The sequence below is a fragment of the Alsobacter ponti genome (assembly GCF_024294805.1).
Lineage (GTDB): Bacteria > Pseudomonadota > Alphaproteobacteria > Rhizobiales > Beijerinckiaceae > Alsobacter > Alsobacter ponti.
On the sequence record NZ_JANCLU010000005.1, the window covers coordinates 23,681 to 48,038 of the forward strand.

A 24,358-nucleotide genomic window follows, 5' to 3' on the forward strand; every position below is an offset into this window, starting at 1 on the left:
CCGCGAACCCCGATGCCAGGGACGCCCCGGCCTCAGCGGGCGGAGCGGATGACCTGGATGTCGAGATCCCGGATCTTCTTGCGCAGCGTGTTGCGGTTGAGGCCGAGGAGTTCGGCCGCCTTGATCTGGTTGCCCCGCGTCGCCGCCAGCGCCGCGCCGATCAGCGGCTCCTCGATGTCGCGCAGGATGCGGTGATAGAGCCCCGGCGGCGGCAGCTCGCCCTTGAACTGTCCGAAATAGGTGGTCAGGTGGCGCTCCACGGACGCGCCCAGCGGCTCGTCGCGCGCCGGGCCGTCGCTTTGCGCCAGCGCGCCGGCCGAGACGCCCGGCTCGGCCAGCTCGGCCTCGATCAGCGGCTCGGTGATGGTCTCCTGCGGATAGAGCGCCGCCAGCCTGCGGACCAGGTTCTCCAGCTCGCGCACGTTGCCCGGCCAGCGATAGCGCTTCATCCGCTCCAGCGCCGCCGCGTCGATCTGCTTGCGCGGCAGGCCTTCCTTCTCGACCATCGTGAAGAAGTGCCGCGTCAGATCGGCGATGTCCTCGGCGCGCTCGCGCAGCGGCGGCAGGCGCAGAGGCACGACGTTGAGGCGGAAGAACAGGTCCTCGCGGAACAGCCCCTGCTGGATCGAGATGCGCAGGTCCTTGTTCGTGGCGGCGACGATGCGGACATTGGTGCGGATCGGCGTCCGCCCGCCCACGGTGGTGTATTCGCCCTGCTGGAGCACGCGCAGCAGACGCGTCTGCGCCTCCATCGGCATGTCGCCGATCTCGTCGAGGAACAGCGTGCCGCCCTCGGCCTGCTCGAAGCGGCCCGAGGCGCGTTGCAGCGCGCCGGTGAACGCGCCCTTCTCGTGCCCGAACAATTCGCTTTCAATCAGGTCGCGCGGGATCGCCGCCATGTTGACGGCGACGAACGGGCCGCGGCGGCGCTTGCCGTAGTCGTGCAGGGCGCGCGCCACAAGCTCCTTGCCGGTGCCGGACTCGCCGGTGATCATCACCGTCAGGTCGGTCTGCATCAGCCGGGCGAGCGCGCGGTAGATCTCCTGCATGGCCGGCGAGCGCCCGACCAGCGGAATGTCCTCCTGCGGCGCCTCCTCGGCTTCGGCGACCGACTTGGGCCGCGACAGCGCGCGCGCCACGATCGCCATCAGCTCCTTCAGGTCGAAGGGCTTGGGCAGGTACTCGTAGGCGCCGCGCTCGGAGGCCTTGATGGCCGTCATGAACGTGTTCTGCGCGCTCATCACGATGATCGGCAGGTCGGGCCGCAGCTTCTTGATGCGCGGCAGCACGTCGAAGGCGTTCTCGTCCGGCATGACGACGTCGGTGATCACCAGGTCGCCCTCCCCGGCCGCGATCCACCGCCACAGGGCGGAGGCCTGCCCGGTCGAGCGAACCTCGTAGCCGGCCCGCGCCAGCGCCTGGTTGAGCACCGTGCGGATCGCGGAGTCGTCGTCGGCCACGAGAATGGTGGCGTTCGCCATGTGTCAAACCTCTACAGCTCGGAAGCGCGTCCGTCGCGGGCGAGGTGCATCGGCATCAGCACCCGGAATGTCGTCCTGCGCGGCAGGGACTCGCACTCCACGACGCCTCCGTGATCCCCCACAACCTTCGCAACCAGTGCAAGACCGAGGCCAGTGCCGGAGGCCTTGGTGGTGACGAAGGGGTCGAAGAGGTTGCGCATCAGGTCCGGCGGCACGCCGGGGCCGTTGTCGCGCACGCAGAATTCCAGCGGCAGGCTGACGCGCTCCCGCGTTCCCGCCACCGACATGCGCACGCCGGGCCGGAACGCCGTCGTCAACTCAATCTCCCCGTCGAGCGCGTCCGCGCCGATGGCTTCCGCCGCGTTTTTCACCAGGTTGAGGAAAATCTGGATGAGCTGGTCGCGATTGCCCAGCACGGGCGGCAGCGAGGGGTCGTAGGTCTCGACGAAGCGGATGTGCCGGGCGAAACCCGAGCTGGCGAGCTTCTTCACGTGCTCCAGCACGGCATGGATGTTGACCGGCTCGCGCTCGACGGGGCGGCCGTCCGAGAAGTGCTCGAAGCGGTCGACGAGCTTCACGATGCGGTCGGTCTCCTCGCAGATCAGGCGGGTGAGGCCGCGGTCCTCGTCGCTGACCGACGTCTCCAGCAGCTGCGCCGCGCCGCGAATGCCGGAAAGCGGGTTCTTGATCTCGTGGGCCAGCATCTCGCCCATGGCGCTGACCGAGCGGGCCGCGCCCCGGTGGGTGAGCTGCCTGTCTATTTTTTCGGCAATTGTCCGTTCTTGCAGCATCAGCACGACGTCGTCGCCGCCTTCGCCGGCCTGCGCGACGAACACGTCGACGACGCGCTCCGCGCCGAGCCTCGGCGTGCCGATGTCGACGCGGTACTCGTTCATGCTCCCGCCGCGCCGGCGCACCTCCTCGACGAGCGACAGCACGGGCGTCCCGAACGGCAGCAGGTCGCCGAGGCTGTGGCGGCGCAGCGCCGGCCTACTCATCTCGAAGAAGGCCTCGGCGGCGTTGTTGGCGTCGAGCACCACGTTGCCCGCGCCGACCACGAGCACCGGCAAAGGCAGGATGTTGAGGATGACGTCTCCCCGGCGCGCCGTCGCGCCCGCCGGATCGGACTCGAGCCGGACGTTCATGCCGCCTGCTCCAGATCGGCCATGTCGTAGACGGCGCGCAGCGCCGCCACCACGTCGCGCGGATCGTCGCCCGTGGCCAGGCGCGTCCTGAGCGAGGCGGGAACGCCCGCCGCGCCGGCGGCGTCCTCGGCGTAGCCCAACATGTGCTTGCGGGCGTGGCGGACGCCGACCTTGGTCCCGTACGCCGCCAGAAGGCTGTCGTAGTGTTCGAGCGCCGCGTCCCTGCGCGCCTCCAGCGAGGGCGCGGCCGCCGCCTCGCCGGCGAGCCCGCGCGCGATCTGGCCGACCAGCCAGGGCCGCCCGGTCGCGGCGCGCCCGACCATCACCGCGTCCGCTCCCGACGCCTCCAGCATGGCGCGGGCGTCGTCGAGCCCGTTGCAGTCGCCGTTGGCGACGACGGGGATCGACACGGCCGCCTTGACGGCGCGGATGGCGGACCAGTTCGCCGCGCCCTTGTAGAACTGGCAGCGCGTGCGGCCGTGCACCGTGACGAGCCGGACGCCGGCCTGCTCGGCCCGGCGGGCGAGTTCGGGGGCGTTGTGGCTGTCGTCGTCCCAGCCGAGCCGCATCTTGACGGTCACCGGCAGGCTCGTCGCCGCGACCGTGGCCTCGATCAGCCGCAGGGCCTGGTCGAGGTCGCGCATCAGGTGCGAGCCCGCGTAGCCGCCGATCACGCGCTTCGACGGGCACCCCATGTTGATGTCGATGACGCTCGCGCCCGCGCCCTCCGCCACCTTCGCGGCCTCCGCCAGCCAATGCGGCTGGCAGCCGGCAAGCTGAACCACGTGCGGATCGACGCCGGAGCCTTCCGCCCGCAGCTGCGCCTCGGCCTTGCCGCGCGCCAATTCGTCGGACGCCACCATCTCCGAGACGACCAGCGACGCGCCGAAACGCCGCGCGATGCGGCGCAGCCCGGCGTCGGTGATGCCGGACATCGGCGCGAGGATGGCGCGCCCGTCGAGCGGCACGGGCCCGACGGACAGCACGGGGTTAATGGAGTTCGACTGCACGATAATTAGGCACCTACTCGGTTTGCCTGCATTCTAGCCAGTATTTTGCACTGCACAAGATGCACGACGCCGGCAATGTGCCCGGCCCGCGCGGCGCGAGTTTGACGGCGGCGGCGAAATTGGCGACATCCCGGGCATGAGCACCGCCGCGCCATCCTCCAATGAGCACCCCACCGTCGCCGCCGTGATCGTGGCGGCGGGAAGCGGGCATCGCGCCGGCGGGCCTCTGCCGAAGCAGTACCAGAGCCTCGGCGGCGAGACTGTGCTGGCCTGCAGCATCGCCGCCCTCTCACAGCCCGGCGTCGGCACCCTCGCCTGCGTGATCGCGGCCGGGGGCGAGGCGCTTTACGACGAGGCCGTCGCCGGCCTGCCCGAGACCGTGGCGCGACGGCTCCTTCCGCCGACGGTCGGCGGCGCGACGCGCCAAGCATCGGTGCGCGCCGGCCTCGAAGCGCTCGCCGCCTCCGCCAGCCCGCCCGATCTCGTCCTCGTGCATGACGCCGCGCGCCCCTTTGTGTCCGCCGCGCTCGTCGACCGGGCGATCAACCGGGCGCTCGCCTTCGGCGCGGCCGTTCCCGGCGTTCCGGTGGTGGACACGGTGAAGCGGGTGGACGGGCGCGGCGTGGTGGTCGACAGTCCCGAGCGCGGCGCGCTGAGGGCCGTGCAGACGCCGCAGGCGTTTCGCTTCGCGGCGCTGCTGGACGCGCATCGCCGCGCCGCCGAGGCCGGCCGCGTCGACCTCACCGACGACGCGGCGGTGATGGAATGGGCGGGCCACGAGGTCCATGTCTTCGACGGGGAACCCGGGAACGTGAAGCTGACGACAGCCCAGGACATGGCGCGCGCCCGCGCCGAAGCGGAAGGCATGCTCGAAACGCGGGTGGGCGCGGGCTACGACGTGCATGCCTTCACCGACGGCGACGCTGTGATGCTGGGCGGCGTGCGCATTCCGCACGACCGCGCGCTGGCCGGCCATTCCGACGCCGACGTGGTGCTGCACGCGCTCACCGACGCCGTGCTCGGGGCGCTCGCCGACGGCGATATCGGGGCGCACTTCCCGCCCAGCGACCCGCAATGGCGCGGCGCGTCCTCGGACCGTTTCCTCGCCTTCGCCGTGGAGCGGGTTCGGGCGCGCGGCGGCCGCATCCTCCACCTCGACTGTACGGTCGTTTGCGAAGCGCCCAAGGTCGGCCCGCACCGCGACGCAATGCGCGAGCGGATCGCGTCCATTTGCGGCGTCTCCGCCGGGCGGGTCGCCGTGAAGGCGACGACATCCGAGCAACTCGGCTTCACCGGCCGGCGCGAAGGCATCGCGGCGCACGCGACGGCGACGCTCTCCCTGCCGGCGGAGGACTGACATGAACGCTCACGACAGCGAGCGGCGCTGCGCGGCGCTGCTGGCGCATTTCCGCACCCTGGGCCTGCGCGTCGCGACGGCGGAATCCTGCACCGGAGGCCTCGTCGCCGGCGCTCTCACGGCCGTGGCCGGGTCCTCGGACGTGGTCGAGCGGGGCTTCGTCACCTATTCCAACGAGTCGAAGACCGAACTGCTCGGTGTGCCCGCCGCGCTGATCGCCGCGCACGGGGCGGTCAGCGAGGCCGTGGCGCGGGCCATGGCCGAGGGCGCGGTGGCGCGCTCGCGCGCCGACGTCGCGGTCGCGATCACCGGCATCGCCGGGCCGGGCGGCGGCAGCGACGCCAAGCCCGTCGGGCTCGTCCACCTCGCCGCGGCGAGGCGCGGCGGCGCGACGATCCACCTGGAGCGCCGCTACGGCGATCTCGGCCGCGCCGGGATTCGCGAGGCGGCGGTGGCGGACGCGCTCGACCTGTTGGAGAAAGCGGCGGTCTGATCAGCCCGGCACGATGGCGGAAACGGGGGGCGGGCGGCGATAGACCACGTTGGCGCGCTCCTCGAACGCCTCGGCGAAACGGCGGAACGCCTTCTCGAACATCGCGCCCATGAGCAGCCCGAGCGTGCGGCTGCGAAACTCGTAGTCGATGTAGAACTCCACCTCGCACCCGCCTTCCGCCTCGCGGAACGACCAGCGGTTCTCGAGGTGGCGGAACGGCCCGTCGACATATTCGACCACGATCTTGAGGCGCGGCCTGTCGAGCGTGACGCGGCTGGTGAACGTCTCCTGGATGGCCCTGTAGCCGACGGTCATGTCGGCGACCAGCACCTCGACGCCCTCCCCGCTCTGCGCCCGCCGGCGCACGCGCAGGCCCTCGCACAGCGGCAGGAACAGCGGGTATTTCTCGACGTCGGCGACGAGGGCGAACATGTCCGCCGGGCTGTGTCTCACCCGCCGCGTCGACCGGAAACTCGGCATGGCGGCCTCAGCGGCCCCGCCGGGCCAGGCGCGCTGCCTTCAGCTTGGCGAAGTCGTCGCCGGCGTGATGGGAAGACCGCGTCAGCGGCGAGGCGGAGACGTGCAGGAAGCCCTTGGTGAGGGCGATGGTCTCGAAGCTCTTGAACTCGTCGGGCGTGACGAAGCGGACGATGGGATGGTGCTTGCGCGTCGGCTGCAGATACTGGCCGATGGTCATGAAGTCGACCTCGGCCGAGCGCAAATCGTCCATCAGCTGCAGCACCTCGTTGCGCTCCTCGCCGAGGCCCACCATGATTCCGGACTTGGTGAAGATGGAGTCGTCCAGCTCCTTCACCCGCTGCAGCAGCCGGATCGAGTGGAAGTAGCGCGCGCCGGGCCGCACGGTCAGGTACTTGGACGGCACCGTTTCGAGATTGTGGTTGAACACGTCCGGCCGGGCGGCCACCACCAGCTCCAGCGCGCCTTCCTTGCGCAGGAAGTCCGGCGTCAGCACCTCGATCGTGGTCTTCGGGCTCGTCGCCCGGATGGCGCGGATGACGCGCGCGAAATGCTCGGCGCCGCCATCGGCGAGGTCGTCGCGGTCCACCGAAGTGATGACGACGTGCTCCAGGCCGAGCTTGGCGACCGCCTCGGCAATGTGGGCCGGCTCGTTGTCGTCAAGCGGGCCGGGCATCCCGGTCTTCACGTTGCAGAACGAGCAGGCGCGCGTGCACGTGTCGCCCATGATCATGAAGGTGGCGTGCTTCTTCTCCCAGCACTCGCCGATATTCGGGCAGCCGGCTTCCTCGCACACGGTGACGAGGGCGTTTTCCTTCACGATGCGCTGCGTCTCGGCCCATTTCGGCGAGCCGGGCGCCTTGACGCGGATCCACTCCGGCTTGCGCGCGACGGGCTGGTCCGGCCGGTGCGCCTTCTCGGGATGGCGCGGGCGCGCCGCCTCCTCAGCCGAGACCTGCTTGCCGCGCCGATCCTGGCCCAGCGTGTCGATGAGCACCGCCATCCTTCATCTCCCGGCGGGCGCATCAAGCCCCGCCTCTGCGACCCTCAGCTAGTGCTTTCGGCCTCCCGCGGCAACCCGGCAAACCCCGCATCCCGACGAAGGACGCAGGCGGGCGCGGCTCCCCGGGCCGGATCAGACGTGGACGACCCGCCCATACGCGTCCAGCACGCTCTCGTGCATCGTTTCCGACAGCGTCGGGTGCGGGAAGACCGTGTGCATCAGATCCTCCTCCGTCGTCTCCAGGTTCATGGCGACGACGAAACCCTGGATCAGCTCGGTCACTTCCGCGCCGATCAGGTGCGCGCCGAGCAGCTTGCCCGTCTTGGCGTCGAAGATCGTCTTCACCAGACCCTCGGGCTCCCCGAGCGCGATGGCCTTGCCGTTGCCCATGAACGGGAAGCGGCCGACCTTGAGGCTGTAGCCCTGCTCCTTCGCCTTCGCTTCCGTCAGCCCGACGGAGGCGATCTGCGGGTTGCAGTAGGTGCAGCCGGGGATCTTGGCCTTGTCCATGGGGTGGACGTGCAGGCCCTTGATCCCCTCGACGCAGATCACGCCCTCGTGCTCGGCCTTGTGCGCGAGCATGGGCGGGCCGGCGACGTCGCCGATGGCGTAGATGCCGGGCACGTTGGTGCGGCCGACACCGTCGGTGACGATCGCGCCGCGCTCGGTCTTCACGCCCAGCGCCTCGAGCCCCAGCCCCTCGACGTTGCACACCACGCCGACCGCCGAGATCAGGCGCTCGGCCGACAGCGTCTGCGTCGCGCCCTTGTCGTCGACGACGCTGGCGGTGACGCCGTTCGCCCCCTTCTCGACCTTCGCCACCTTGGCGCCGGTGAGGATCTTGATGCCCTGCTTCTCGAAGCGCTTGCGGGCGAGCCCCGCGATCTCGGCGTCCTCGACGGGCAGGATCTGCGGCAGCAGCTCGACCACGGTGACTTCGGCGCCCATCGTCCGGTAGAACGAGGCGAACTCGATGCCGATCGCGCCCGAGCCCATGACGATCAGCGACTTCGGCATGGACGGGGGGACCATCGCCTCGAAATAGGTCCAGATCAGCTTGCCGTCCGGCTCGATGCCCGGCAGCACGCGCGGCCGCGCGCCGGTGGCGATCACGATGTGCTTGGCCTTGTAGACCCCCTCCCCCAGCACGCCCTTGGGCGCGGGGTTGGCGGGCTGCATCGCGGGCTTGGAGGGCTTGCCGACCTTGATCTCGCCCGGCTTGGTGATGGCTGCCTCGCCCCAGATGACGTCGATCTTGTTCTTCTTCATCAGGAAGCCGACGCCGCCGTTGAGCTGCGCCGAGACGCCGCGCGAGCGCTTCACCACGGCGGCGATGTCGACGCCCGCCTGGCCCTGGAGCGTCAGGCCGTAGGCGGCGGGGTGCTGCATGTAGTGGAACACCTCGGCCGAGCGCAGCAGCGCCTTGGTCGGGATGCAGCCCCAGTTGAGGCAGATGCCGCCCAGGTGCTCGCGCTCGACGACGGCCGTCTTCATCCCGAGCTGCGCCGAGCGGATGGCCGCGACATAGCCCCCGGGGCCGCCGCCAATGATGATCACGTCGTAGCTGTCGGCCATCGAAGCCTCCTGAAATCAGGCTTGTCGCGGGCGCGCCGGCGCGCGGCCGGGCGGAGCGGAGGCGGCCGGAGGCTCCGGCCGCCCGCGAGTGAAGGAAATGCCGGTCACACCAGCATGGACATCGGGTTCTCGATGAGCTGCTTGAACGCGCCGATCAGCTCCGCGCCGAGCGCGCCGTCCACCGCGCGGTGGTCGGTGGAGAGCGTCACCGTCATCACCGTCGCGACGGCGGGCGCGCCGCCCTTCACCACCACGCGCTGCTCGCCCGCGCCAACCGCCAGGATCGACGAGTGCGGCGGGTTGATGACGGCGGCGAAGTTCGAGATGCCGAACATGCCGAGGTTCGACACCGCCGAGCTGCCGCCCTGGTATTCCTCGGGCTTCAGCTTGCGGGCCCGCGCGCGCGCAGCGTAGTCCTTCATCTCGTTGGAGATGGTGGACAGGCCCTTGGTCTCGGCGCGCCGCACCACGGGAGTGATGAGGCCGCCGGGGATCGACACCGCCACGCCGATGTCGGCGTGCTTGTGGCGCAGCATCGCGCCCTCGGTCCACGTCACGTTGGCGTCCGGAACGCGCGTCAGCGCCAGCGCCAGCGCCTTGATGACGAAGTCGTTGACCGACACCTTGAACGCCGGCTTGCCGTCCTTGTCCTTCGGCGCGGAGGCGTTGACCTGCTCGCGCAGCTTGAGCAGCGCGTCCAGCTCGCAGTCGACCGAGAGGTAGAAGTGCGGGATCGTCTGCTTCGCCTCGAGCAGGCGGCGGGCGATCACCTTGCGCATGTTGTCGTGCGGCACTTCCTCGTAGGAGCCCGGCTCGAACAGCTTGCGCACCGCCTCGTCGGACATCGACGGCGCGGGCGCGGCGGCGGGGGCCGCCGCAGGAGCGGGCGCGGGCGCCTTCGCGGCCGGCGCGGCGGCCGGCCTGGCCCCGCCCTCCAGCGCGGCGCGCACGTCGCGCTCGACGATGCGCCCGTGCGGGCCGGAGCCGGCGATGGAGCCCAGATCGATCCCGGCCTCCCTGGCGATGCGCCGCGCCAGCGGCGAGGCGAACACGCGCTCGCCGCGATCGGGCGCCCCCTGCGGCGCGGGTGCGGCCGGCGCGGGCGGCGCAACGGGCGCGGCGGCGGACACCGCGCCGGCCGTGGCCATCGACTGCGGCGCGGCGGCAGGTGCGGCGGCGGCCGGCGGCGCGGCGGCGGTCACCATGTCGGCGGCCCCCTGCGGCGACTTCGCCCCGGGCGCGGCCGGCGCCGCCGCCACGGACTTGGCGTCCTCGCCCTCGGAGGCGATCACCGCGATGACGTCGTTGACCGGCACGTCGGCGGTGCCCGCCGGCACGAGGATGCGCGCCAGCACGCCCTCGTCCACGGCCTCGACCTCCATGGTCGCCTTGTCGGTCTCGATCTCGGCGATCACGTCGCCGGACTTAATCGTGTCACCCTCGTTCTTCAGCCACTTGGCCAGGTTGCCCTTCTCCATCGTGGGAGAAAGCGCCGGCATCAGCACATTGACGGGCATTGCATTCCCCCCTTGCTCAGCGGTAGCAGACCGCGCGCGCCGCTTCGATCACCTCGCCGACGTTCGGAAGCGCCAGTTTCTCGAGGTTGGCGGCGTACGGCATCGGCACGTCCTTGCCGGTCACGCGCCGCACCGGCGCGTCGAGATAGTCGAAGGCCCGCTCCATGATCTCGGCGGCGATCTGCGACCCCACGCCCGACTGCGGCCAGCCTTCCTCGACGGTGACGCAGCGCCCGGTCTTCATCACCGAGGCCACCACCGTCTCGATGTCCATCGGCCGGATCGTGCGCAGGTCGATCACCTCGGCGTAGATGTGCTTCTTGGCCAGCTCCTCCGCCGCCTTGAGCGCGTAGCTCATGCCGATCGACCACGACACGATGGTCACGTCCTTGCCGGGCCGCGCGATGCGCGCCTTACCGATCGGCACGACGAAGTCGTCGAGCCTGGGAACCGGCGAGGACTGCCCGTAGAGGATCTCGTTCTCGAGGAAGATGACCGGGTTGGGATCCCGGATCGCCGCCTTGAGCAGCCCCTTCGCGTCGGCCGCGTTCGACGGCGACACCACCTTCAGGCCCGGCACGTTGGAGTACCAGGCGGCGTAGTCCTGGCTGTGCTGGGCGGCCACGCGCGCCGCCGCGCCGTTCGGCCCGCGGAAGACGATGGGGCAGCCCATCTGCCCGCCCGACATGTAGAGCGTCTTGGCGGCGGAGTTGATGATGTGGTCGATCGCCTGCATGGCGAAGTTGAACGTCATGAACTCGACCACCGGCCGCAGGCCCGTGAAGGCCGCGCCCACCGCGACGCCGGCGAAGCCGTGCTCGGTGATCGGCGTGTCGACGACGCGCCGGGGCCCGAACTCCTGCAGCAGGCCCTGGGTCACCTTGTAGGCGCCCTGGTACTCGGCCACTTCCTCGCCCATCACGAACACGTCGGGATCGCGGCGCATCTCCTCGGCCATGGCGTCGCGCAGCGCCTCGCGCATGGTCGTGGTGACCATCTCGGTGCCGGGCGGAGCCTCGGCCGAAGCATCGTAGGAGGCCGGGGCGGCGGGGACGGACTGCGGCGCGGGGGCCGGAGCCGGCGCTTCGGCGGCGGCGGGGGGAGCCGCCTCGGCCGCCGGAGCGGGCGCGGGCTGCGCGGCCGCGCCGCCGCCGGCGGCGACCGCCGCGACGTCCTCGCCCTCGCCGGCGAGCACCGCGATCTTCTGGTTCACCGGCACGTCGGCGGAGCCGGCGGGCACGAGGATCTTGGCGAGGATGCCCTCGTCGACGGCCTCGACCTCCATCGTCGCCTTGTCCGTCTCGATCTCCGCGATGATGTCGCCCGACTTGACGCGGTCGCCCTCGTTCTTGAGCCACTTGGCCAGGTTGCCCTTCTCCATCGTGGGAGACAGGGCCGGCATGAGAATGTCGATCGCCATGGGAGCTTGAACTCCGTCGCAGGTGCTGGAAGCGGGCCCTCGCGGCCGGACCGGCCGGGGCCCGGGAGGCTTATTTCAGGATGTCGGTCCAGAGCTCGGAGACGTCCGGCTCGGGGTCGTGCGTGGCGAACTCGGCCGCCTCGTTGACGATCTCGCGGCAACGGGCGTCGAGCGCCTTCAGCTCGTCCTCCGACACTTTCCACTCGTCGAGCAGCCTGCGGCGCACCTGCTCGATCGGGTCGCGCTCCTCGCGCATCTTCTGCACTTCGTCCTTGGAGCGGTACTTGGCCGGATCGGACATGGAGTGGCCGCGATAGCGGTAGGTCTGCATCTCCAGGATGTACGGCCCCTTGCCGTCGCGGCACCACTGAATGGCGCGCTGCGCGGCGGCGTAGACGGCGCGGAAGTCCATGCCGTCGACCTGCTCGCCCGGGATGTTGAACGAGATGCCGCGCTTGGAGAAATCGGTCTGCGCCGAGGCGCGCGACACCGACGTGCCCATGGCGTAGCGGTTGTTCTCGATCACGTACACGACGGGCAGCTTCCACAGCTCCGCCATGTTGAAGCTCTCGTAGACCTGGCCCTGGTTGGCGGCGCCGTCGCCGAAATAGGTCATCGAAACGTTGTCGTTGCCGCGATAGCGGTTGGCGAAGGCGAGCCCGGTGCCGAGCGACACCTGCGCGCCGACGATGCCGTGGCCGCCGTAGAAGTGCTTCTCGACGCTGAACATGTGCATCGAGCCGCCCTTGCCCTTCGACAGGCCGCCGCGCCGGCCCGTCAGCTCGGCCATCACGCCCTTGGGGTCCATGCCGCAGGCCAGCATGTGCCCGTGGTCGCGGTAGCCGGTGATCACCTGGTCGCCCTGCTTGGCGGCCATCTGCATGCCGACGACCACGGCCTCCTGGCCGATATAGAGGTGGCAGAAGCCGCCGATCAGGCCCATGCCGTACATCTGGCCGGCCTTCTCCTCGAAGCGGCGGATGAGCAGCATGTCGCGATAGGCCTGGCGCTCCTGTTCGAGCGTGGGCGAGGCCGCGGCGGGGCCGCGTTTGGACGGCATCTTGGCCGTCGCCGCTGTCCTGGTCGCGCCCGCCTTGGTCGCGCCGGCTGTCTTTCGGGCAGTCACCGCCATCGGCTCCTCCTGGCCTTCGGGCCTTCAGATCGTTGGCGGGAGCCTAGCGCAAGACGTGGACGATTGCGAGCGCCGGAATAGTTGCCGGCGCTACCAATTTCTCCTGTAAGTGACTGTCCTCATTCACGAAAGAGGGATGAACCAGATTTCGGTTCATCGCGAATCTTGCAGCACTTGCCGATGCTGCACCGCACTATTTGCGGGAAGGCGCATCGCTTGTCCCGGTGATGATGACCACCTCGTTGCGGTGCAGCCGGTTCAGCGAAATGCGCGCGCGTTCCTCCAGAAGGTCGCGGTCGACATTGTCGGCGCGCAGCATGGCGACGCGCCGTTCCCAATCCGCGCGCTGCTCCTTCAGTTCCGCCAGATCGCCGTTGAGCTCGACGATGCGACGCTTCAACGCGGCCTTCGTCTCGATGCCGCGATCGCCGTGCTGGGCGTGGTAGACGAAATAGCCGACCACAGCCCCCGCCACGACGTAGAGGAGCAGCGGGAGGAGGAATCGACGGTAGCGAGCGCGAACGACCATGCCCCAACCATGGCGCGACGTGGTTGACCGTCCGTTAACGGAGGCGTTCGAACACGGCGGTTGGGGGTTGGCGCGCGGCCTGGAGCGCAGGCGCACGCCAGTCCGCCCCCCTGTGTGTTTCGGATGTGCTTTGAGGGTTGCGGGCCTCCGGCCCACCCGTCCCCGGAGGGGTGGGGATGCGCTTCGGGCGGACGCCAGTCCGCCCCCGTCCCCGGAACCCCGGAGCGTCAGCAGAGGGGTGTCCGGGGCCTAGCGCAATATGGCGCGCGCAGCGCGTCCGAACGGCCTTTTCCATTGAGCGCCGCTACGCGGCAGCATCCGTGCGCTGGCCCCCGGATATGCCTCCGCCAAGGCTCCGGCATTCCGGGGACGGGCGGACTGACGTCCGCCTTATGGCTGCCGGCCTCGACCCCGCCCGTTCACGGAGGGGTGTGGGGAAGCGCATCGGGCGGACGCCAGTCCGCCCCGTCCCCGGACCGGTGCAGCGAAGCGGAACCGGAGCCGGGGCCCAGGGCGCTATGTCGCGCGCAGCGCGTCCGAACGGCCTTTTCCATTGAGCGCCGCTACGCGGCAGCATCCGTGCGCTGGCCCCCGGATATGCCTCCGCCAAGGCTCCGGCATTCCGGGGACGGGCGGACTGACGTCCGCCCTTTTTGGGTCAGACGGGCGGACTGGCGTCCGCCCTATGGCTGCGGGCCTCCCGCCCTTGCCCTTCCCGCTTACGCGCGCAGGGCCTTGAGGGCCGCGCGGCCGGCGTAGACGGCGGAGTCGCCGAGCTCCTGCTCGATGCGGATGAGCTGGTTGTACTTGGCCAGCCGGTCGGAGCGGGCCAGCGAGCCGGTCTTGATCTGCCCGCAATTGGTCGCCACGGCGAGGTCGGCGATGGTGGCGTCCTCGGTCTCGCCCGAGCGGTGGGACATCACGGCCGTGTAGCCGGCGCGCTGGGCCATATCGACGGCGGCGAGCGTCTCCGTCAGGGAGCCGATCTGGTTGACCTTGACGAGGATCGAGTTGCCGACGCCCTTGGCGATGCCCTGCGACAGGCGCGTCACGTTGGTGACGAACAGGTCGTCGCCGACGAGCTGGCATTTCCCGCCGACCAGGTCGGTGAGGATCTTCCAGCCCTCCCAGTCGTCCTCCGACATGCCGTCCTCGATCGAGGCGATCGGGTAGTCGCCGACCAGCTTGGCGAGGTACTTCGCCTGCTCCTCGATGGAGCGGGTGCGGCCCTCGCCCTCGTAGCGGTAGGCGCCGTCCTTGAAGAACTCGGTGGAGGCGCAGTCCAGCGCCAGCATCACGTCCTGCCCAGGCTTGAACCCGGCCGACTCGATGGCCTTCATGCAGAAGTCCAGCGCCGCCTCGGCCGACGGCAGGTTGGGCGCGAAGCCGCCCTCGTCGCCGACATTGGTGTTGTGGCCGGCCTTCTTCAGCGCGCCCTTCAGCGTGTGGAAGATCTCCGCGCCGACGCGCACGGCCTCGGCGAGCGTGGGCGCGCCGACCGGCATGATCATGAATTCCTGGAAGTCGATGGGGTTGTCGGCGTGCGCGCCGCCATTGACGATGTTCATCATCGGCACCGGCAGCGTGCGGGCCGAGGTGCCGCCGACATAGCGGTAGAGCGGCAGCGCGCTGGCGTCGGCGGCCGCCTTGGCGACGGCGAGCGACACGCCGAGGATGGCGTTGGCGCCGAGCCGCGCCTTGTTGGGCGTGCCGTCGAGGTCGATCATCGTGCGGTCGATCTTGACCTGCTCCTCGGCGTCCATGCCGCCGATGGCGTCGAAGATGTCGCGGTTGACGCTCTCGCACGCCTTGAGAACGCCCTTGCCGAGGAAGCGCCCTTTGTCGCCGTCGCGCATCTCGACGGCCTCGTGCGCGCCGGTCGACGCGCCGGAGGGCACGGCGGCGCGGCCGAACGAGCCGTCCTCGAGCGTCACGTCGACCTCGACGGTGGGGTTGCCGCGGCTGTCGAGGATCTCGCGGGCGACGATGTCGACGATTGCTGTCATGGACCTCTCCTTGAGTCCGCGCCCGCGGCGCGCCTGAATATCGCCGCGGTTTTTAAGCCAATAGCGTCGCGACGCAAGCCGGCCGCTGGCGGAACCCGCGCCTTGCACTATGGTGCGCGCGCGAACGACCCCGCGCCGAACGAGACGGGACATTGGACATGACGCTCGAAACGCTGCAACTCGGCAAGGCCGCGCCCCTGCCCTCGTCGCCGGAGGAGGCGGTGCTCGACCGCGTGCCGAACCCGCACGCCGGCACGCTCTACCTCGCCCGCTTCACCTGCCCGGAATTCACCTCGATCTGCCCGGTCACCGGCCAGCCCGATTTCGGCATCCTCGTCATCGACTACGCGCCGGGCGAGTGGCTGGTCGAGTCCAAGTCGCTGAAGCTGTTCCTCGGTTCGTTCCGCAACCACGGCGCGTTCCACGAGGACTGCACGGTGGGAATCGGAAAGCGGCTGGTCGACCTGCTGCGGCCGGACTGGCTGCGCATCGGCGGCTACTGGTACCCGCGCGGCGGCATCCCCATCGACGTGTTCTGGCAGACCGGCGAGCCGCCGAAGGGCCTGTGGCTGCCCGACCAGGGCGTCGCGCCTTATCGCGGCCGCTGAGCGGCCTCAGAGCCCCTTGAGAGCCTCTTTCAGAGTCCCTTGGCGAGCCGGTCGAACGCCATCAGCGTGCGCAGCAGGGCCGGCATCTCCTTGAGCGGCACCATGTTGGGGCCGTCCGACGGGGCGCGCTCGGGGGCCTCGTGCGTCTCGATGAACACGGCGGCCACCCCGACGGCGACCGCCGCGCGGGCGAGCACCGGCACGAACTCGCGCTGGCCGCCCGACGACGTTCCCTGGCCGCCCGGCTGCTGCACCGAGTGCGTCGCGTCGAACACCACCGGCGCGCCGGTCGCGGCCATGATCGGCAGGGCCCGCATATCGGTGACGAGCGTGTTGTAGCCGAAGGAGACGCCGCGCTCGGTCACCAGCACGTCGGGGTTTCCCGCGCCGGTGAGCTTGGCGACGACGTTCTTCATGTCCCACGGCGCCAGGAACTGGCCCTTCTTCACGTTGACGGCGCGGCCCGTCGCGGCGGCGGCGACCAGAAGGTCCGTCTGCCGGCACAGGAAGGCGGGGATCTGCAGGATGTCGACCACCTCGGCCACGGGCGCGCACTGGCCGGCGTCGTGGACGTCGGTGATGACCGGCAGGCCCAGGCTCTCCTTGATCTCCGCGAACACCGCCAGCGCGGCGTCGAGCCCCACGCCGCGCGCGGCGGTCAGCGAGGTGCGGTTGGCCTTGTCGAACGACGACTTGTAGACCAGCGGCAGGCCGGCCGCGCCGGCGATCTCCTTGAGCGCGGCGGCCGTCTCCAGCGCGTGCTGGCGGCTCTCCATGGCGCAGGGCCCGGCGATGAGCGCGAGCGGCAGGGCGTTGCCGAAGCGCACCGCGCCGGCCCCCTGGCCGACGGTGACGATGGCGTTCGCAGCGGAAGCGGGCGTGTTGCTCATGCGGGCCTTCTAGCCGATGGGCGCGGCTTGCGCCAGCAACGCGGGGGCGCGTCAGGCCGCGGGCTGGAACACGATGGCCGCGCCGAACGCCGCGCCGGGACCCACGACCAGCCCCTCCGGACGCCGGTCGAACGGGATGCCGGCGGCGGCCAGCCGGGCCTCCTGCGCCGCGAGGTCCGCAACCCCGACGCGAAAGCCGATGAAACGTGTCGGAGTCTCGGGAACGCCGAGGCCGAGATGGAAGGCCAGCGCCGGTCCGGTCATCACCTCGATCGCGCCGCGCGGCGTCGGAACAACGATTCCACTGGAGTTCGAATCGAGGTCGTGTTCGCCTGTGAATTCCGCAAGGAACTCGGCATGTTCCGATGGATTTTCGGCGATTATCAGAACGCCGGGAACGCCCGTCGCGCCGTTGGGATGGGCCTGGAATGCCGGGTTCCAGAAGTTGCCCGGCTCGTGCTGCTGGCAGACGAAAAACCCGCAATCCGGCGCCAATGCGCTCCTGGCGAAAGCCAGGCTGAACGCCACCCGAGCCTGCGTCCCGTCCGGCCGGACGGCCCGTCGCTCGAAGAAAAACGGCTCGAAGTCGCCGATTCCGGCTGCCGCGAAAGCGTCGCGGTCGGCGGCGGCGTCGCGCGATTCCAGCACGAGCATGGCCAAACCCTCGCCCCGGGCCAGGCTGTCGGTGACAAACGCCCCGAAAGAGAAGCGTTTCGGCCCATGCGGCGCGATCTCAGCGCCCTCGCCCACCGTGATGAGTTCCAGGAACACGCCGGGGAACTGGACGATGCGGTTCTCGGTGCCCCACGGATGCCGGTTGCGCGCTCCCACGCGAAAGCCCAGCGCCTCGTAGAAGCGCCCGGCCGCGTCGAGATCGCGCACGGCCAGCACAAGGTGATCGATCCCGCGCGCCATCGTGTCCTCCCCTGACGGGTGGGCTCAGACCAGCCGGCTCTGCTCCATCGCCGCCGCAATGAAACTGGCGAAAAGCGGATGCGGCTCGAACGGTCGCGACTTCAGCTCGGGATGATACTGCACCCCGATGAACCAGGGGTGATCCGGCAGCTCGATCGTCTCCGGCAGCAGGCCGTCGGGCGAGACGCCGGCAAAGCGGAGTCCGTTCGACTCCAGCCGCTCGCGATAGCCCATGTTGACCTCGTAGCGGTGGCGGTGCCGCTCGGTGATCTCCGTCGCGCCGTAGATATCGGCGATGCGGCTGCCGGCGGCCAGTTCGGCCCGGTACGCGCCCAGCCGCATCGTGCCGCCGAGGTCGCCGCCCGCCGCGCGCAGCTCGAGCTCGTTGCCGCGCATCCACTCCGTCATCAGGCCCACGACCGGCTGGTCGCAGGGGCCGAACTCCGTCGAATTCGCGGTCTCGATCCCCGCCAGCGTCCGCGCCGCCTCGATCACCGCCATCTGCATGCCGAAGCAGATGCCGAAATACGGCACCTTGCGCTCGCGGGCGAAGCCGGCCGCCCGGATCTTGCCCTCGGCGCCGCGATGACCGAACCCGCCCGGCACGAGAATGCCGTGGACGTGCTCGAGGAAGGGCGCCGGGTCCTCGCTCTCGAAGACCTCGGACTCGATCCAGTCGAGCTTGACGCGGACCTTGTTGGCGATTCCGCCGTGATTCAGCGCTTCGATCAGCGACTTGTAGGCATCCTTCATGCCCGTGTACTTGCCGACGACGGCGATGGTCACCTCGCCTTCGGGGTTGTCGACGCGCTCCGTCACGGCTCGCCAGCGCGACAGGTCGGGCTTGGGCGCCGGCTCGATCCCGAACGCCGCCAGCACCTCGCGGTCGAGCCCCGCCTCGTGATACGCGGCGGGCACGGCGTAGATCGACGAGACGTCGCGCGCCTCCACGACGGCGCTTTCGCGCACATTGCAGAACAGGCCGAGCTTGCGGCGCTCCTCGCGCGGGATCTCGCGGTCCGTCCGGCAGAGCAGGATGTCGGGCTGGATGCCGATCGAGCGCAGTTCCTTCACGGAATGCTGCGTCGGCTTGGTCTTCAACTCCCCGGCAGTGGGGATGTAGGGCAGCAGCGTGAGGTGGACATAGACGGCATGGCCGCGCGGCAACTCGTTGCCGAGCTGGCGGATGGCCTCGAAGAACGGCAGGCCCTCGATGTCGCCGACGGTGCCGCCAATCTCCACGAGCACGAAGTCGACGCCCTCGTTGCCCGTCAGCACGAATTCCTTGATGGCGTTGGTGACGTGCGGGATCACCTGCACCGTGCCGCCGAGATAGTCGCCCCGCCGCTCCTTGGCGATGATCTCCTGATAGATCCGGCCCGTGGTGATGTTGTCCGCCTTCGAGGCAGGCCGGCCGGTGAACCGCTCGTAATGGCCGAGATCGAGGTCCGTTTCGGCCCCGTCGTCGGTCACGAACACTTCGCCGTGCTGATACGGGCTCATCGTGCCCGGATCGACGTTGAGGTAGGGATCGAGCTTGCGGAGCCGAACGGAATAGCCGCGAGCCTGGAGGAGAGCGCCGAGGGCGGCCGAAGCCAGGCCCTTGCCGAGCGAAGAGACCACGCCACCGGTGATGAAGACGTACCGTGCCATGGGAATTTCCGTTTAAGGCCACCGGGCCGATTCGTTGAGTCCGGAAGAACCCGCGACGGGGTCCGTCCACATGAAAAGGCCCGGGCCACGCGCCGGACCCCCGGCCTCGCGGCCGGGTTGTTCCCGAAAGAGAAAGGGCCGGTGTCCCGGCCCTGTCGTCACGGTTGCTTGGGAGCGGGCGTTCCGCCCTGTCCCTGATTTTCGAGCTGCCGGAGCTGGTCGAGCACGCCGCCGCTCGCCGGAGCGGCGGGCGCCGCCGGCGCGCCGGCGGACGGCGCGGCCGTGTCCAGGATCGACTTGGGCGCGCGGTTGACGCCGGCGAGGATGGCGAGCACCAGGCTGGTGGTGAAGAAGATCGCCGCGAGCACGGCCGTCGCGCGCGTCAGGGCATTGGCCTGGCCGCGCCCCGTCAGGAAGCCGGAGACGCCGCCGCCGCCCGACAGGCCGCCCAGCGCGCCGCCCTCGGAACGCTGGAGCAAGATCACGCCGACGAGCCCGAGAACGACAATCAGGTGGATGACGATGATAACCTGCTGCATAGGCTCGCTTTCCAAGCGGAAAAGCCGGGGGCCCGCAGCCTTCGTGAAGGAAGGCGGCAACCCCGGCCGAAATCTGTTGCGCGCCGTTTAGCACGGTCCCCGGTCCGCTGGGAAGCCGGAAACGCCGCGACGGCGCGCGGACGCTCAGGCCTTGCGATAGGCCGCGGCGATGCCCAGGAAATCGTCCGCCTTCAGGCTCGCGCCGCCGACAAGCGCGCCGTTGACGTGCGGCACGGCCAGCAATTCGGCGGCGTTGGAGGGCTTGACCGACCCGCCGTAGAGGATGCGCACGGCCGCGCCCTCCCCGCCGAGGCCGGACTCCAGCTCACGCCGGATCATCGCATGCACCTCGGCGACGTCGTCCGTCGTCGGAGTCAGACCGGTTCCGATCGCCCACACCGGCTCGTAGGCGACCACGAGGTTGCGGGCGGTCGCGCCGGGCGGCAGAGAGCCGGCGAGTTGGCCCCGCACCACATCGAGCGTACGGCCGGCTTCCCGCTCGGCGCGCGTCTCGCCCACGCACACGATGGCGACGAGGCCGGCGCGGTGGGCGGCCTGGGCCTTGGCGCGGACGGCCTCGTTCGTCTCGCCGTGGTCGGCGCGGCGCTCGGAGTGGCCGACGATGACATGGGTCGCGCCCGCGTCGGCGAGCATCTCCGCCGAGACGTCGCCGGTGTGCGCGCCATTCGCCTTGGCGTGGCAGTCCTGCCCGCCCACGGCGATGGGGGTGCCGGCGGCGGACAACGCGGCCTGCGCGACGAGCGTGGCGGGCGGACAGACGAGCAGGTCGACGGCGTCGCGCAGGCTGGCGTCGCAGCCTTGCGCCATCGCGGCGATTTCGCCGAGCGAGGCCTTGAGGCCGTTCATCTTCCAGTTTCCGGCCACGAGCGGGCGCACGGGCTTGGCGTCTGTCATCGCAAATCCTTTCCGAACGTCGCTCCAGCGATTATCAGAGCCGGAGCGGCACGAGAAGCGCGCCGAAAGCGGGTTGGGGGGCGACAGCCGGGGCTTCGCCGGGGTTTCGCTCGTCCAACGCCTGGGATAAAGCGACGTTGCGGCGGGGAATCCCCCTCCATATGATGCGCCGCCTCGCGCCGGGGCCGCGGAAGCCCGGCGGGGACGCAAGGAGAGTATCGAGCATGATGGACGGAATGCGCAGGGCCGGGCAGACCTTGATCGGCCGGATCGTCATCACGGTGCTCTTCGGCTTCCTGATCCTGAGCTTCGCGATTTGGGGCATCGCCGACATGATCCGCAATGTCGGCCGGGTCAACGTCGCCCAGGTCGGGTCGGCCGAAATCAGCGCCCAGGCCTTCCGCGAGACCTACCAGACGGAACTGCAGAACCTGTCCCGTCGCGCCCGCCGGGCCATCACGGGCGAGGAGGCGCGCACGCTGGGCCTCGACCAGCAGGTCCTGTCGCGCATGATCGCCGAAGCGGCCATGGACCAGCGCGTCCACGCGTACGGCCTCGCCCTCTCCGACGAAACCATCGCCAAGGCGATCACCGCCGACCGCAACTTCCAGGGCGCGGACGGGCGGTTCGACCGCAATCGCTTCGACGAGGTGATCCGCCAGAGCGGCTACAACGAGCAGACCTTCGTGCGCACGCAGCGCGCCGTCTATCTGCGCCAGCAGCTCGCCGACAGCGTGGCCGGCGCCATGCCGGCGCCCACCGTCCTGCGCGACGCCATCCACCGCTACCGCAACGAAACCCGCGCGGCCGAATATTTCGTGCTCGACGCGTCCAAGGCCGGCGACATCCCGACCCCGGACGAGGCGACTCTGCAGAAGTTCTTCGACGAGCGGAAGGCGACGTTCCGCGCGCCGGACTACCGCAAGATCAACATCATCGCCCTGTCGCCGGCCGACGTCGCGAACCCCGACAGCGTCAGCGATGCCGACGCCAAGGCGTCCTACGAGGCGAACAAGGCGCGTTTCGGCACGCCGGAGCGCCGCGCCGTTCAGCAGCTCGTGTTCCCGTCGCTCGACGAAGCGCGGCAGGCGGCCGAGAAGATCAAGGCTGGCGCGACCTTCGAATCCATCGCCGAGGAGCGCAAGGCGACCCCGCAGGACTACGACCTCGGGCTTGTGACGCGCGAGGCGATCATCGATCCGGAAGTGGCGAAGACGGCGTTCTCGCTTCCGGCCGGCACCGTCAGCGACCCGGTCGAGGGCCGCTTCGGCGTGGTGCTGGTGCGCGTGGGCGAGGTGCAGCCTGCCTCGACCCTCTCGTTCGAGGAGGCCGCGCCGGTCATCAAGGCCGAGATCGCCCGCAACCACGCGCGCGACACGGTTCAGGACATCCACGACAAGGTCGAGGACCAGCGCGCGTCGGCGCGTCCGCTCGCCGAGATCGCCAAGGATCTGAAGCTGAACCTGAGGACCATCGACGCCGTCGATCGCGCCGGACGCGACAAGGCGCAGAAGCCGGTCGACCTGCCGGAGCGCGAGGCGCTGCTGCAGGCTGTGTTCGCGTCCGACATCGGCGTCGACAACGAAGCCATCTCGGCCCGTGACGGCGGGTATGTCTGGTTCGAGGTCGCCGGAATCGAGCCCTCCCGCGAACGCACGCTGGCCGAAGTGAAGGCGGACGTCGAGACGCAGTGGCGCGAGGACCAGATCGCCGGCCGGCTCGCCTCGAAGGCTTCCGAGTTCGTGAAGAAGGCGAACGAGGGCGCGACCATCGCCGCGCTCGCGGCGGAAGCGGGCGTCGAGGCCCGCACCGCGCAGGGCGTGCGCCGCTCCGGCGAGACGGGCGGCCTGCCGGCGGCGGCCGTGGCGCAGGTGTTCAGCACGCAAGTGGGCAAAACCGCCGCCGCCATCGGCGGGACGGGCCAGGAACGCATCGTGCTGCGCGTTACCTCCGCGGACGTGCCGCAACTGCTGTCGACCCAGCAGGAGGCCGAGCAGATCGACAGCCAGGTCCGCGTGGCGCTGGGCGACGACCTGCTCAACGCCTACATCAACGACCTCCAGAAGGAGATCGGCGTCACGCGCAACGAGACGGTGCTTCGCTCCGTGATCGGCGGCGGGATCTGAGCCGATGACGCCGGCGCCCACAGGGGCCGCCGCGCCCTCGTTCGAGAGCTTCGCGCGAGCCTACGAGTCGGGTCGGCCCCAGATCGTCCGCACCACGATGGTGGGCGACCTCGAAACTCCGGTCTCGGCCTTCCTCAAGCTGAGCGCGGGCGCGGCCGGCCCTGCCTTCCTGCTGGAATCGGTGGAAGGCGGCGCGGTGCGCGGGCGCTATTCGATGATCGGGCTGGCGCCCGACCTCGTGTTCCGCTGCCGGGGCTCGATGGCCGAGGTCAATCGCGTCGCGCTGGAAAGTCCCGACGCCTACGATTTGTGCACCGAGGCGCCGCTAGACGCGCTGCGTCTGGTGCTGGCCGAAAGCGCGATCGACTTCGACGACGACCTGCCACCGATGGCGGCCGGCGTGTTCGGCTATCTCGGCTACGACATGGTCCGGCACATGGAAAAGCTCGGCCCGGCCAATCCGGACGTGCTCGGCCTGCCCGACGCCGTGCTCGTGCGCCCGACCGTGATGGTGGTGTTCGACGCGGTGCGCGACGAGATCGCGGTTTTGAGCCCCGTGCGGCCCCAGGCCGGCCTCTTGGCCAGGGCGGCCTACGAGCGAGCAATCGAGCGCATCGAACGCGCCGTTGCGGCGCTCGAAGGCCCCCTGCCCCCGTCGGCCCCGCCGGCCCCTTCCGGATTGACGGCGACCCCGCCCGCCTCCAACACCACGCCGGAGGACTACCGGGCGATGGTGGCCCGGGCGAAGGACTACATCCGCGCGGGGGACATCTTCCAAGTCGTGCTGTCGCAGCGCTTCGAGGCGCCGTTCGAGTTGCCGGCCTTCTCGCTTTACCGCGCGCTGCGCCGCGTGAACCCCGCTCCGTTCCTCTGCTATCTCGATTTCCGGGACTTTCAGGTCGTCTGTTCGTCGCCCGAAATCCTGGTCAGGGTGCGCGACGGCAAGGTGACGATCCGGCCGATCGCCGGCACGCGGCCGCGCGGCGCGACGGCGGCCCAGGACGTGGCGCTCGGCGAGGAGTTGCTGGCCGACGAGAAGGAGCGGTCCGAGCACCTGATGCTCCTCGACCTCGGGCGCAACGACGTCGGGCGCGTCGCCGAGATCGGCACCGTCAACGTAACCGATTCCTTCTTCCTCGAGCGCTACAGCCAGGTGATGCACATCGTGTCCAATGTCGAGGGCACGCTCGCCGCCACGCACGACGCGCTGGACGCGCTCGTCGCCGGCTTTCCGGCCGGCACGGTGTCCGGCGCGCCGAAGGTTCGCGCCATGCAGATCATCGACGAGCTGGAGAAGGACAAGCGCGGGCTCTATGCCGGGTGCATCGGCTATTTCGGCGGCAATGGCGAGATGGACACCTGCATCGTGCTGCGCACCGCGGTGGTGCGCGGCGGCAGAATGTACGTGCAGGCCGGGGCCGGCATCGTCTACGACAGCGATCCCCAGTCGGAACAGCAGGAATGCGTCAACAAGGCCAAGGCGCTGTTCCGCGCGGCCGAGGAAGCCGTTCGCTTCGCCAGCGCCGCGAAGCGCGGTCAATAGGAGGCTCGGCTTGACGCAGCGCGC

21 protein-coding genes are annotated in these 24,358 nt (G+C 70.1%); 5 read left to right on the top strand and 16 right to left on the bottom strand.

The genetic code is table 11. The features are described from left to right. Positions 1-32 precede the first annotated feature (32 nt). Genes ntrC through dusB form a run of 3 tightly spaced genes read right to left on the bottom strand, consistent with a single transcriptional unit; the run spans position 33 to position 3,636 of the window. Positions 33-1,481 carry a nitrogen regulation protein NR(I) gene (gene ntrC / locus NK718_RS06585; protein ID WP_254739848.1) on the bottom strand — a complete coding sequence of 483 codons (1,449 nt, stop codon included), beginning with the start codon at positions 1,479-1,481 and terminating at the stop codon, positions 33-35. An 11-nt stretch (positions 1,482-1,492) separates the two neighbouring features. Further along, positions 1,493-2,626, bottom strand: coding sequence for a two-component system sensor histidine kinase NtrB (locus NK718_RS06590; protein WP_254739850.1), 1,134 nt, complete (start codon positions 2,624-2,626; stop codon positions 1,493-1,495). Further along, positions 2,623-3,636: a tRNA dihydrouridine synthase DusB gene (gene dusB / locus NK718_RS06595; RefSeq protein ID WP_371877233.1), complete on the bottom strand. Its 1,014-nt coding sequence runs from the start codon at positions 3,634-3,636 to the stop codon at positions 2,623-2,625. Before dusB ends, NK718_RS06590 begins: the two co-directional genes overlap by 4 nt. A 136-nt stretch (positions 3,637-3,772) precedes the next feature. Here dusB and NK718_RS06600 point away from each other — a divergent pair, with 136 nt between their 5' ends. Both NK718_RS06600 and NK718_RS06605 read left to right on the top strand, forming a co-directional pair. Next, positions 3,773-4,993 carry a bifunctional 2-C-methyl-D-erythritol 4-phosphate cytidylyltransferase/2-C-methyl-D-erythritol 2,4-cyclodiphosphate synthase gene (locus tag NK718_RS06600; protein WP_254739852.1) on the top strand — a complete coding sequence of 407 codons (1,221 nt, stop codon included), beginning with the start codon at positions 3,773-3,775 and terminating at the stop codon, positions 4,991-4,993. A 1-nt stretch (position 4,994) separates the two neighbouring features. Further along, positions 4,995-5,486, top strand: a complete 492-nt coding sequence (locus NK718_RS06605; RefSeq protein WP_254739854.1) for a CinA family protein — start codon at positions 4,995-4,997, stop codon at positions 5,484-5,486. Here NK718_RS06605 and NK718_RS06610 read toward each other — a convergent pair whose 3' ends face one another. From NK718_RS06610 to eno, 8 genes are all read right to left on the bottom strand, one after another. After that, entirely contained in the window at positions 5,487-5,966 is a 480-nt protein-coding gene (locus NK718_RS06610; RefSeq protein WP_254739856.1) for a type II toxin-antitoxin system RatA family toxin, read from the bottom strand. Positions 5,967-5,973: 7 nt separating this feature from the next. Further along, positions 5,974-6,966, bottom strand: coding sequence for a lipoyl synthase (gene lipA / locus NK718_RS06615; protein WP_254739858.1), 993 nt, complete (start codon positions 6,964-6,966; stop codon positions 5,974-5,976). Between the two features lie 132 nt (positions 6,967-7,098). Continuing rightward, a complete protein-coding gene (gene lpdA / locus NK718_RS06620; protein WP_254739860.1) occupies positions 7,099-8,541 on the bottom strand; it encodes a dihydrolipoyl dehydrogenase in 1,443 nt (480 codons plus the stop codon). Positions 8,542-8,645: 104 nt separating this feature from the next. Further along, entirely contained in the window at positions 8,646-10,058 is a 1,413-nt protein-coding gene (locus NK718_RS06625; protein WP_254739862.1) for a pyruvate dehydrogenase complex dihydrolipoamide acetyltransferase, read from the bottom strand. A gap of 16 nt (positions 10,059-10,074) precedes the next feature. Beyond that, positions 10,075-11,478, bottom strand: a complete 1,404-nt coding sequence (locus tag NK718_RS06630; RefSeq protein ID WP_254739864.1) for a pyruvate dehydrogenase complex E1 component subunit beta — start codon at positions 11,476-11,478, stop codon at positions 10,075-10,077. A 70-nt stretch (positions 11,479-11,548) separates the two neighbouring features. Beyond that, on the bottom strand, positions 11,549-12,538 hold the full coding sequence (gene pdhA, locus NK718_RS06635; protein ID WP_254740269.1) for a pyruvate dehydrogenase (acetyl-transferring) E1 component subunit alpha: 990 nt from the start codon (positions 12,536-12,538) through the stop codon (positions 11,549-11,551). A 265-nt stretch (positions 12,539-12,803) separates the two neighbouring features. Then, a complete protein-coding gene (locus tag NK718_RS06640; protein ID WP_254739866.1) occupies positions 12,804-13,139 on the bottom strand; it encodes an FtsB family cell division protein in 336 nt (111 codons plus the stop codon). A gap of 719 nt (positions 13,140-13,858) precedes the next feature. Beyond that, positions 13,859-15,145 (bottom strand): phosphopyruvate hydratase, encoded by a 1,287-nt coding sequence (gene eno, locus NK718_RS06645; RefSeq protein ID WP_254739868.1) that lies wholly within the window; start codon positions 15,143-15,145, stop codon positions 13,859-13,861. A 158-nt stretch (positions 15,146-15,303) separates the two neighbouring features. On the opposite strand from eno, the gene queF reads away from it, so the two are divergent. Further along, positions 15,304-15,753, top strand: a complete 450-nt coding sequence (queF, locus tag NK718_RS06650) for a preQ(1) synthase (RefSeq protein ID WP_371877235.1) — start codon at positions 15,304-15,306, stop codon at positions 15,751-15,753. A gap of 29 nt (positions 15,754-15,782) precedes the next feature. Here queF and kdsA read toward each other — a convergent pair whose 3' ends face one another. The 5 genes from kdsA to tpiA all read right to left on the bottom strand — a co-directional run bounded on the left by kdsA (position 15,783) and on the right by tpiA (position 20,665). Further along, positions 15,783-16,643 carry a 3-deoxy-8-phosphooctulonate synthase gene (gene kdsA / locus NK718_RS06655; RefSeq protein ID WP_254739872.1) on the bottom strand — a complete coding sequence of 287 codons (861 nt, stop codon included), beginning with the start codon at positions 16,641-16,643 and terminating at the stop codon, positions 15,783-15,785. Between the two features lie 51 nt (positions 16,644-16,694). Then, on the bottom strand, positions 16,695-17,558 hold the full coding sequence (locus tag NK718_RS06660) for a VOC family protein (protein WP_254739874.1): 864 nt from the start codon (positions 17,556-17,558) through the stop codon (positions 16,695-16,697). A 24-nt stretch (positions 17,559-17,582) separates the two neighbouring features. Next, positions 17,583-19,211 carry a CTP synthase gene (pyrG, locus tag NK718_RS06665; RefSeq protein WP_254739876.1) on the bottom strand — a complete coding sequence of 543 codons (1,629 nt, stop codon included), beginning with the start codon at positions 19,209-19,211 and terminating at the stop codon, positions 17,583-17,585. Positions 19,212-19,369: 158 nt separating this feature from the next. Further along, positions 19,370-19,750 carry a preprotein translocase subunit SecG gene (gene secG, locus NK718_RS06670; protein ID WP_254739878.1) on the bottom strand — a complete coding sequence of 127 codons (381 nt, stop codon included), beginning with the start codon at positions 19,748-19,750 and terminating at the stop codon, positions 19,370-19,372. A gap of 144 nt (positions 19,751-19,894) precedes the next feature. Next, complete coding sequence (tpiA, locus tag NK718_RS06675; RefSeq protein ID WP_254739880.1) at positions 19,895-20,665, bottom strand: triose-phosphate isomerase; 771 nt, start codon at positions 20,663-20,665, stop codon at positions 19,895-19,897. A 224-nt stretch (positions 20,666-20,889) separates the two neighbouring features. Between tpiA and NK718_RS06680 the strand changes: the two genes are divergently transcribed. Both NK718_RS06680 and trpE read left to right on the top strand, forming a co-directional pair. Further along, positions 20,890-22,791, top strand: a complete 1,902-nt coding sequence (locus NK718_RS06680; protein ID WP_254739882.1) for a SurA N-terminal domain-containing protein — start codon at positions 20,890-20,892, stop codon at positions 22,789-22,791. 4 nt (positions 22,792-22,795) lie between these two features. After that, a complete protein-coding gene (gene trpE, locus NK718_RS06685; protein WP_254739884.1) occupies positions 22,796-24,334 on the top strand; it encodes an anthranilate synthase component I in 1,539 nt (512 codons plus the stop codon). Positions 24,335-24,358: the final 24 nt, after the last annotated feature.

Bases quoted from the DNA above. Each gene is read 5' to 3' on its own strand.
- ntrC (WP_254739848.1), bottom strand. From the start codon at position 1,481: ATGGCGAACGCCACCATTCTCGTGGCCGACGACGACTCCGCGATCCGC.
- NK718_RS06590 (WP_254739850.1), bottom strand. From the start codon at position 2,626: ATGAACGTCCGGCTCGAGTCCGATCCGGCGGGCGCGACGGCGCGCCGG.
- NK718_RS06600 (WP_254739852.1), top strand. From the start codon at position 3,773: ATGAGCACCGCCGCGCCATCCTCCAATGAGCACCCCACCGTCGCCGCC.
- NK718_RS06605 (WP_254739854.1), top strand. From the start codon at position 4,995: ATGAACGCTCACGACAGCGAGCGGCGCTGCGCGGCGCTGCTGGCGCAT.
- NK718_RS06610 (WP_254739856.1), bottom strand. From the start codon at position 5,966: ATGCCGAGTTTCCGGTCGACGCGGCGGGTGAGACACAGCCCGGCGGAC.
- lipA (WP_254739858.1), bottom strand. From the start codon at position 6,966: ATGGCGGTGCTCATCGACACGCTGGGCCAGGATCGGCGCGGCAAGCAG.
- lpdA (WP_254739860.1), bottom strand. From the start codon at position 8,541: ATGGCCGACAGCTACGACGTGATCATCATTGGCGGCGGCCCCGGGGGC.
- NK718_RS06625 (WP_254739862.1), bottom strand. From the start codon at position 10,058: ATGCCCGTCAATGTGCTGATGCCGGCGCTTTCTCCCACGATGGAGAAG.
- NK718_RS06630 (WP_254739864.1), bottom strand. From the start codon at position 11,478: ATGGCGATCGACATTCTCATGCCGGCCCTGTCTCCCACGATGGAGAAG.
- pdhA (WP_254740269.1), bottom strand. From the start codon at position 12,538: ATGCCGTCCAAACGCGGCCCCGCCGCGGCCTCGCCCACGCTCGAACAG.
- NK718_RS06640 (WP_254739866.1), bottom strand. From the start codon at position 13,139: ATGGTCGTTCGCGCTCGCTACCGTCGATTCCTCCTCCCGCTGCTCCTC.
- eno (WP_254739868.1), bottom strand. From the start codon at position 15,145: ATGACAGCAATCGTCGACATCGTCGCCCGCGAGATCCTCGACAGCCGC.
- queF (WP_371877235.1), top strand. From the start codon at position 15,304: ATGACGCTCGAAACGCTGCAACTCGGCAAGGCCGCGCCCCTGCCCTCG.
- kdsA (WP_254739872.1), bottom strand. From the start codon at position 16,643: ATGAGCAACACGCCCGCTTCCGCTGCGAACGCCATCGTCACCGTCGGC.
- NK718_RS06660 (WP_254739874.1), bottom strand. From the start codon at position 17,558: ATGGCGCGCGGGATCGATCACCTTGTGCTGGCCGTGCGCGATCTCGAC.
- pyrG (WP_254739876.1), bottom strand. From the start codon at position 19,211: ATGGCACGGTACGTCTTCATCACCGGTGGCGTGGTCTCTTCGCTCGGC.
- secG (WP_254739878.1), bottom strand. From the start codon at position 19,750: ATGCAGCAGGTTATCATCGTCATCCACCTGATTGTCGTTCTCGGGCTC.
- tpiA (WP_254739880.1), bottom strand. From the start codon at position 20,665: ATGACAGACGCCAAGCCCGTGCGCCCGCTCGTGGCCGGAAACTGGAAG.
- NK718_RS06680 (WP_254739882.1), top strand. From the start codon at position 20,890: ATGATGGACGGAATGCGCAGGGCCGGGCAGACCTTGATCGGCCGGATC.
- trpE (WP_254739884.1), top strand. From the start codon at position 22,796: ATGACGCCGGCGCCCACAGGGGCCGCCGCGCCCTCGTTCGAGAGCTTC.